The sequence below is a fragment of the Streptomyces sp. NPDC058691 genome, from assembly GCF_042714775.1.
In the GTDB taxonomy this organism is placed as follows: domain Bacteria; phylum Actinomycetota; class Actinomycetes; order Streptomycetales; family Streptomycetaceae; genus Actinacidiphila.
In genome coordinates, this window is record NZ_JBHXSO010000069.1 from 30,280 (window position 1) to 38,641 (window position 8,362).

Annotated in this window: 8 protein-coding genes; 6 read left to right on the top strand and 2 right to left on the bottom strand. The window is 72.1% G+C overall.

Going from position 1 to position 8,362, the window contains the following annotated elements; all coding sequences use genetic code 11:
* Positions 1-9: 9 nt before the first annotated feature.
* Entirely contained in the window at positions 10-1,350 is a 1,341-nt protein-coding gene (locus tag ACFWVC_RS33685) for an aminotransferase class I/II-fold pyridoxal phosphate-dependent enzyme (protein WP_384296579.1), read from the bottom strand.
* Positions 1,351-1,376: 26 nt separating this feature from the next.
* On the opposite strand from ACFWVC_RS33685, the gene ACFWVC_RS33690 reads away from it, so the two are divergent.
* Together ACFWVC_RS33690 and ACFWVC_RS33695 are read left to right on the top strand one after the other, a co-directional pair.
* Complete coding sequence (locus ACFWVC_RS33690; protein ID WP_384296580.1) at positions 1,377-2,096, top strand: pyridoxamine 5'-phosphate oxidase family protein; 720 nt, start codon at positions 1,377-1,379, stop codon at positions 2,094-2,096.
* Positions 2,097-2,110: 14 nt separating this feature from the next.
* On the top strand, positions 2,111-2,752 hold the full coding sequence (locus tag ACFWVC_RS33695; protein ID WP_384296581.1) for an FMN-binding negative transcriptional regulator: 642 nt from the start codon (positions 2,111-2,113) through the stop codon (positions 2,750-2,752).
* Positions 2,753-2,757: 5 nt separating this feature from the next.
* Here the strand turns inward: ACFWVC_RS33695 and ACFWVC_RS33700 are convergent, their stop codons facing one another.
* Positions 2,758-3,105 carry a DUF1330 domain-containing protein gene (locus tag ACFWVC_RS33700; protein ID WP_384296582.1) on the bottom strand — a complete coding sequence of 116 codons (348 nt, stop codon included), beginning with the start codon at positions 3,103-3,105 and terminating at the stop codon, positions 2,758-2,760.
* A 230-nt stretch (positions 3,106-3,335) separates the two neighbouring features.
* On the opposite strand from ACFWVC_RS33700, the gene ACFWVC_RS33705 reads away from it, so the two are divergent.
* The 4 genes from ACFWVC_RS33705 to ACFWVC_RS33720 all read left to right on the top strand — a co-directional run bounded on the left by ACFWVC_RS33705 (position 3,336) and on the right by ACFWVC_RS33720 (position 8,360).
* Positions 3,336-4,595: an MFS transporter gene (locus tag ACFWVC_RS33705; protein WP_384296583.1), complete on the top strand. Its 1,260-nt coding sequence runs from the start codon at positions 3,336-3,338 to the stop codon at positions 4,593-4,595.
* Positions 4,596-4,866: 271 nt separating this feature from the next.
* Positions 4,867-6,309 carry a family 2B encapsulin nanocompartment shell protein gene (locus tag ACFWVC_RS33710; RefSeq protein ID WP_384296584.1) on the top strand — a complete coding sequence of 481 codons (1,443 nt, stop codon included), beginning with the start codon at positions 4,867-4,869 and terminating at the stop codon, positions 6,307-6,309.
* Between the two features lie 47 nt (positions 6,310-6,356).
* A complete protein-coding gene (locus ACFWVC_RS33715; protein WP_384296585.1) occupies positions 6,357-7,415 on the top strand; it encodes a family 2 encapsulin nanocompartment cargo protein terpene cyclase in 1,059 nt (352 codons plus the stop codon).
* Positions 7,416-7,475: 60 nt separating this feature from the next.
* On the top strand, positions 7,476-8,360 hold the full coding sequence (locus tag ACFWVC_RS33720) for a geranyl diphosphate 2-C-methyltransferase (RefSeq protein ID WP_384296586.1): 885 nt from the start codon (positions 7,476-7,478) through the stop codon (positions 8,358-8,360).
* Positions 8,361-8,362: the final 2 nt, after the last annotated feature.

An 8,362-nucleotide genomic window follows, 5' to 3' on the forward strand; every position in this document is an offset into this window, starting at 1 on the left:
AGGCGCCCGTCAGCCGTAGCGGCCGGTCCGGCGCGGGCGCACCGCGTCGGCGACGGCGTCGGCCAGAGCCGGCACCTCCGCCGCCGCGACCGGCGAGACCGTGATCCGGATGCCGGGCGGGGAGGCGAGGCGGAAGCGGGCGCCGGGTGCGACCGCCCAGCCCGCGTGGAGCAGGCGGGTGACCGCACCGGTCTCGTCGGGCACCGGCACCCAGACGTTCATGCCGCTGCGGCCGTGCGCGGCCACCCCGCGGTCGGCGAGCGCGCCGACCAGCGCGTCGCGCCGTGCCGCGTAGCCGGCCGAGACGGCGGGCACGTCGACCGCGCCGGTGCGCCAGAGGTGGGCGACGGTGTGCTGGAGCAGGTGGCTGACCCAGCCGGGGCCCAGCCGGAGCCGGCCGCGCACCCGGTCCACGGTGACCGGGTCACCGGTGAGCACGGCAAGCCGCAGGTCGGGCCCGTAGGCCTTGGCGGTGGAGCGGACCAGCATCCAGTGCCGGGTACTGCCGGCCAGCGGGTGCAGCAGGAGTTCGGTCAGCCCGTGGACGTGGTCGTCGTCGATCACCAGCACCTCGGGGTGCGCCGCGAGGACGGTCCGCAACTCCCGCGCCCGCACGGCGGAGATCGTCGCACCGGTGGGGTTCTGCCCCCGGTCGGTCACGATCAGCGCCCGCGCGCCCTGCCGCAGCGCACGCTCCACGCCCTCCGGCCGCGGTCCGTCGTCGTCGACGCCTACCGGCACCGCGCGCATCCCGAGGGCCGGGACGAGGTCGAAGACGCTGCCCCAGCCCGGGTCCTCCACCGCGATCGTGTCGCCGGGCCGCAGGTGGCCCACGAGCGCGCGCTCGATCGCGTCGAGCGACCCGGAGGTCACCGCGACCGGCCCGTCGGGCACCCCGTCGGCGTCGAAGGCGGCGCGGGCCTGCGCTGCCAGTTCCTCGTCGACGGGCGGGGCGCCGTAGAGCGCCGGCCGCTCGGCGTGACGCGCGGCGGCCGCGGCCAGCGCCGGACCGAACGGGGGCAGCAACGCGAGGTCCGGGTTGCCGGTGGAGAGGTCCCGCACGCCGGCCGGCACGGCCGGGCGGATCTCGTCGCGCGCGGTGGTCACCGGGCGGGGCCGGACCCGGCTGCCGCGCCGTCCGGCGGTCTCGATCACCCCGCGGTCGCGCAGCAGGCGGTAGGCGGCGGCGACCGTATTGGGGTTGACCCCGAGCCGCGCGGCGAGTTCCCGCAGCGGCGGCAGAGCCGCCCCGGGCACCAACGCGCCCTGCCCTACCGCCCGTTCGACATCGGCCGCGATCTCGGCTGCGCCCTGTCCGGTGAACATGTACTCTCCTAGCACAAACGTCATTATGCACTAGTGCAAAGGATTGCGCCATGCCCGCCCCGCCGCCGTCCTCCGCCCCCTCACCCGGAGCCCCCTCGCCCGAGGCCGCCTCACCCGAGACCGCCTCCTACACCGCCACCGACCGGACCGTCCCGACCCGAAGCCGCGAGCGGGCCTCGTACGACCGCGACGTCGTGCACGCGATCCTCGACGCCGACTACGTCTGCCACCTGGGCTTCGTCCGGGACGGCGCGCCGGTCGTCCTGCCGACGCTGTACGCGCGCGTGGGCGAGCGGCTGTACGTGCACGGCTCCACCGGCTCGCGCCCGCTGCGCGGCGCCGGCGAGGACCCCGGGCTCGCGGTGTGCCTGACCGTGACGCACGTGGACGGACTCGTCCTGGCCCGGTCCGCCTTCCACCACTCCATCAACTACCGCTCCGTGATGGTGCACGGCACCGCCCGCCCGGTGACCGACCCGACGGAGCGCGCGGCCGCCCTGGACGCCCTGGTCGACCACGTCCTGCCGGGCCGCGCCGCCGACTCCCGACCCGCGAACGCCAGGGAACTGGCCGCCACCGCGGTCATCGCGCTCGACCTGGACGAGGTCTCCGCCAAGATCCGCACGGGCGGCCCCTCCGACGACCCCGAGGACCTGTCCCTCCCCCACTGGACCGGCGTCCTGCCCGTCTCCCGCGGCTACGGCACCCCCGTCCCCGCCGACGACCTCGACCCCTCGATCGCTCTCCCCGGCTACCTCGCCGCCCGCTGAACGGAGGCCCCGCCATGCTCATCCACCCCTGGGACGCCGCCCGCGACGACGCCGAGTGGCAGGACTGGCTCGCCGCACACGACTTCGGGCAGCTCGCCGTGAACGGCCTTCCCGGCGAAGCACCCTTCGTGCAGCCGCTGCATTTCGCGTACGACACGGAACGACACGAGGCCGTCACCCACCTCGCCCGCCCCAACCCGCTGTGGCGCGCGCTGGAGGCCCGGCCGGAGGCGATACTCAGCGTGGTCGACGACTACACCTACATCCCCGCCCCCTGGCACGCCCCCGACGACGCCCCGCCCGAGCACGGCACCCCCACCAGCTACTACGCCGCCGTCCAGCTGGTCTGCCGTGCCCACATCATCGACGACCCCCAGGAGAAGGCGGACCTCCTGCACCTCCAACTCGCGCACTTCCAGCCGCAGGGCGACTACGCCCACGTCGCCCCTGGCGAGGCGCCCTACGGCCGGATGCTGCCCGGCATCCGCGGGCTGCGGCTCGAAGTCACGGACGTCCGGGCCAAGTTCAAGTTCGGCGGCAACAGGCCGCGGGTCATGCGGCAGAGCGTGAGTGACCGCCTGGCCGCCCGCGGCGGTCCCGGCGACGCCGCCGCCCGTGCCCAGCAGCTGCGCCGCCTCGCGGCGACCGAGGACTAGCCGGACTAACCGGACGCGGCCACCGACCGCATCCGCGCGGCGGTGCGCGCCGCGTCGTACCCCGGGTCCACGCCCTCGACCAGGATCACCTCCCCGGGGATGTGTCGGGTGCGCAGCGGCAGGATCTCCTGGTACGCCGGGGAGTCGTACCAGGCGCGGGCCTCGGCCATGCCAGGGAACTCGATCATGACGACCGTCCCCGGCCACGGGCCCTCCAGCACCTCCACGGCCGCGCCGTGCACGATGAAGCGGCCGCCGAACGGATCGAGGGTGGCCTGAATGCGCTCGATGTAGCTGAAGACCTCCTCGTCGACCTGTCCCGGACGAAGGTGGCCCACGGCGTAGGCGGTCATGACGGCTCCCAGGGTCGGTGCGGTGCTCCGGCATCGGTCCGGCGCGCTGCCGCCCCTCGATCCTCCGCGTCGGCCGCCCGAGCGTCGATGACCTCGGAGGTAAGGGAGAAGGAGACCAGAAGGCAGGGGAGGGGGAGACCGGACAAAATCAGGCGACCAACACAGCCCGGCTTACCTATCATCGAGCGTCCGTCCCCCTCGCGTCCCTCCTGTTCCTGATCGGCCTCAGCGTGAAATCCCTGGTCCCTGCCGTGCTGCGTGACGAGCGGCAGTTCGCCCGCCTGTTCATCGGGCAGTCCCTGTCCGTGCTGGGCGACCGTGTGTCGTTCGTGGCCGTGCCCTTCGCCGTGCTCTCGGTGGGCGGTTCCGCCTCCGACGTCGGGCTGGTGACCGCCGCGGGTCTGGTGCCGATGCTGCTGTTCACGCTGGTGGGAGGAGTGTGGGCGGACCGCTTCCGACGGCACCGGATCATGCTGGTCTCCGATGCGGTGCGGTTCGCCGTCCAGGGGCTCATCGCCGTGCTCCTGCTCACCGGAGTCGCCGAGGTGCGGCATCTCGTCGTGCTGATGATCGTGTTCGGCACGGCGGACGCGTTCTTCCTGCCCGCCTCGACCGGGCTGCTGCCCCTGGTCGTCGGTGCCGACCGGCTGCGGGAGGCGAACGCCCTGCGCGGCTTCGTCCAGTCCTCCGGTCTCGTGCTCGGCCCTGCCCTGGCCGGTGGCCTGATCGCCCTGGCCGGACCGGGCGGCGCCCTGGCCGTGGACGCCCTGAGCTTCGCGGTCAGCGCCGCGTTCCTGGCCCGGCTGAGGCCTCGTGCGGGCGCCCCCGAGACGGCACCGCCCGCTGCCGGCGGGACCTTCTTCGGGGAACTGCGGGCCGGCTGGGCGTATGTGCGGAGCAGTACGTGGGTGTGGTCCGGGATGGCTGCCATCGGGGTCTACCACGTCGTCGTGCTGCCCTCGGTGTTCGTGCTGGGACCCGTCCTGGCCGAACGCGAGTGGGGCGGTGTGGCGAGCTGGTCGGTCGTGGTGGCGGCCTTCGGCGTCGGTGCCATCGCCGGGGACGTGTGCGCCTACCGGCTCAGGGTCGCGCGCCCCATGGCCGTTGCCGCGGCGGCGCTCGCCGTGGCGTCCTGCCAGGCCGTGATCATCGGATCCGGCGGATCGCTCACCCTGATCGCGGTGCTCGAGGCGGTCACCGGCGTCGCCGTCTCCGTCTTCTTCACCCTGTGGGAGACGGCGCTGCAGACGCATGTGCCCGAAGCGGTCCTGTCCCGCGTCAGTTCGTACGACTTCCTGCTGTCGTCAGGGCTCATGCCGCTCGGGCTGGCCCTTGCCGGGCCGGTGTCGGCGTCCCTCGGCGTGCGGCCCACCCTGCTCGCCATGACCCTCGTCGCGGTGCCCGCCTCCCTCGCGCTGCTGTTCGTCCCGGCCGTACGACGCCTCCCTGCGCAAACCCCGGCGGTGCTCCCCCATCCGGTCGAGGTCTGATCACCTTCGCGTGACGGCCGGCCCCGCCCCGGATTCGGCGAGGCCAAACCGGCGCTTTGGATCACGCCACCCGCGCGTACCCATTCGCGCTTCCCTCATGATCCTCGATCAAGAGGTTTGCACCCTTTGCGCATGAAAGCGACCCCTTCGCGCACTTCTCGTACGCCATGGGGTGCTGTTGGCTGGTGTGGCCGCAGGTGCCGCCTGGCGTCAGTGGTGACGTCGATGTTCCGCCTGCTCCTCGCACACCGCTGACTGCTCTGGAGGCCTCGTGCCCGTACCCGACAGCGCCGCCGGTCCCGGCACCGACGGATCCGTACTCGACCCGCCCACGGACCGCGTGCCCACCAGCCTCGGTACCCGGGCCGCGCGTCAACTGGCGGACACCACCAAGTCCGAGCCCCAGATGCAGGCCATCTCCTCGCGGTGGCTGCTGCGGATGCTGCCGTGGGTGGACGTCAAGGGCGGCGCCTACCGGGTGAACCGGCGCCTGCAACTGCGCACAGGGCGCGGCCGTGTCGACTTCGAGCACAACGGCGCGGACGACATCAGGGTGATCCCCCGGACCCTGACCGAACTGCCCGCGCTGCGCGGCTACGCGGACCTGGACGTTCTTCAGGAGCTCGCCGGCCGGTTCGGGCCCCGGGAGGTCGGGGCCGGGCAGGTCCTCGTCGAGGCCGGGCAGCCCGTCACCGAGGTGTACCTGGTCGTCCGCGGCCGGTTCGCCCGCGTCGCCGCCGGCCGGTACGGGCAGGAGGAGGTGCTCGGCGTCGTCACGGACGGCGCCCAGCTGGGCGACGAGGCGATCACCCGGCCCGATCCGCTGTGGCCGGCCTCGGTACGGGCCGAGACATCGGGAGTCGTGCTGGTCCTGCCCTCGTCCGTGATCCGGGAGTTCGCCGACCGCGTACCGTCGCTGGCCGCTCATCTGACGGCGTACGCGGAGCGTCAGAGGCTGCCGGTGAACCGCAGGGGCGAGGCGGACGTGCCGGTCAGGGCCGGGCACACCGGTGAGCCGGCGCTGCCCGGTGGCTTCGTGGACTACGAACTGAGGCCGCGCGAGTACGAGTTGTCCCTCACCCAGAGCGTGCTGCGGGTGCACACCCGGGTCGCCGATCTCTACAACGACCCCATGGACCAGACCCGGCAGCAGATCCGCCTCACGGTGGAGGAGATCCGCGAGCGGCAGGAGTGGGAGCTGGTCAACAACCGGGAGTTCGGTCTGCTGAGCAACGTCGACCACGGCCAGCGCATCAGCACCTTCACCGGGCCGCCGACCCCCGACGACATGGACGAACTGCTGTCGATGCGCCGCAAGACGCGGCTGTTCCTCGCCCATCCGAAGGCGATCACCGCGTTCTTCCGGCAGTGCAACAGACGCGGCCTCACGCCGGGGACCGCGAACGTGAACGGGCACGACGTCCCGGCCTGGCGCGGCGTCCCGTTCTTCCCATGCGGGAAGATCCCCGTCACCGACGAGCACACCAGCAGCATCATCGCGCTGCGCACCGGGGAGGCGGACCAGGGAGTGGTCGGCCTGTACCAGACCGGCATCCCCGAGGAGTACCAACCGGGCCTGAACGTGCGGTTCATGGGCATCGACGAGGCGGCCGTCTCCAAGTACCTGCTCACCGCCTACTACTCGATGGCCATCCTCGTCCCCGACGCGGCCGGGATCCTGGAGAACGTCCAGCTCGGCCGGACCGCGGACTGACCCGGCCGATCCAACCGACCCGACCCGACCCGGTGGAGCACACAACCATGAGCACGTCCGCGAACACCGCCGCCGGTTTCACCATGCCGGGCCCGCCCCACACCGCCCCGGCCACGCCCGCCCGGCGCACCGGCGCAATTCCCGGGCTGAGATACCGTCCCGCCGTCCCCGCCGACCCGGAGAAGTCCGCGGAGATCGACCGGAGGGTGGAGACCTGGGCCCGCGGTCTTGACCTCTTCCCTCCCGAATGGAGCGGGGACTTCGCGCAGTTCCAGTGCGGCCGGGCCGTGACCCTGCAGCACCCCGCGGCGGCCGACCTGGAGCGCCTCACCGTCGCCGGCAAACTGCTGCTCGCGGAGAACATCGTCGACAGCTGCTACTGCGAGGAGGACGAGGGCAAGGGCGCCTCCCGGCGCCACCTGGGCGGCAGGCTGGTCGTGGCGCAGTCGGCTCTCGACCCCCTCCACAGCACGCCGGAGCACGAGGCGCAGTGGCGCAGCGCGGTCGAGGCCGAGAACCCGCTGCGCGCCTACCACCACGCCCTTCAGGACTACGCGGCCCTGGCCAGCCCCAGCCAGACCGCCAGGTTCGTGCACGATGTCGCCCGGCTGCACCTGGGCTACCTCGCCGAGGCCTCCTGGGCGCAGACACGGCACATGCCCGAGGTCTGGGAGTACCTGGTGATGCGGCAGTTCAACAACTTCCGCCCCTGCCTGTCCATCGTCGACGCCGTCGACGGCTACGAACTCCCCGAGGCGCTCTACGCCCGTCCCGAGATCCAGCGGATCACGGCGCTGGCCTGCAACGCCACGACGATCGTCAACGACCTGTACTCCTTCACCAAGGAGCTGGCCAGCGATCCCGACCATCTCAACCTGCCCCAAGTGGTCGCCGCGAACGAGAAATGCGGGCTCAAGGCCGCCTATCTCAAGAGCGTCGAGATCCACAACCAGATCATGGAGGCGTTCGAGACGGAGTCGGCGGTGGTGTCCGCCGCCTCGCCGCTGATCGAGCGCTACGCCCACGGTCTGGCCGACTGGGTGTCCGGCAACCACGAGTGGCACGCCACCAACACCCACCGCTACCACCTGCCGCACTACTGGTAAATCCCGGCAGCCGCCCGACAGCTGACCGGCCATCGGATGTCCCAGAGCAAGGAGTCACCGTTGACCACTGTGCACGCCGGCACCAAGTCCGTTCCGGTTCCGACGCAGTCCACCTACCAGAGCCGCGTCGCGGACTACTGGAACGCCGAGGAGAACCCGGTCAATCTCGAACTCGGGAAGCTCGACGACCTGTACCACCACCACTACGGCATCGGCGCCGCCGACAGGTCGGTACTGGACGAGACGGACCCGGACCTGCGCCGCGAGCTGATCACCCGCGAACTGCACCGGCTGGAACAGGCACAGGCGGAACTCCTCGCCTCCCGTCTCGGACCGCTCTCACCGGACGACCGGGCCTTCGACGCCGGATGCGGGCGGGGCGGCGGCAGCGTGGTCGCGCACCAGCGGTACGGGTGCCACACCGACGGGGTGACCATCTCGGCCAAGCAGGCGGACTTCGCCAACGACCAGGCCCGGCAGCGCGGCATCGACGCCAAGGTGCGGTACCACCACCGCAACATGCTCGACACCGGCCTCACCACCGGTGCGTACGCGGCCTCCTGGAACAACGAGTCCACGATGTACGTCGAGCTGGACCTGCTCTTCGCCGAACACGCCCGGCTGCTGCGCCGCGGCGGGCGCTACGTGGTGATCACCGGCTGCTACAACGACACCTACGGGCGCGCCTCACGCGAGGTGTCCCTCATCAACGCCCACTACATCTGCGACATCCACCCCCGCTCGGAGTACTTCCGGGCCATGGCCCGCAACCGCCTGGTCCCCGTCCACGTCGAGGACCTGACCCCGGCCACGCTCCCGTACTGGGAGCTGCGCAGTGAGGCCGACCACCTGGTCACGGGCATCGAGGAGGCATTCGTGACGGCCTACAGGAACGGCAGCTTCCAGTACCTGATGATCGTGGCCGACCGCGCCAGCAGCTCATGACT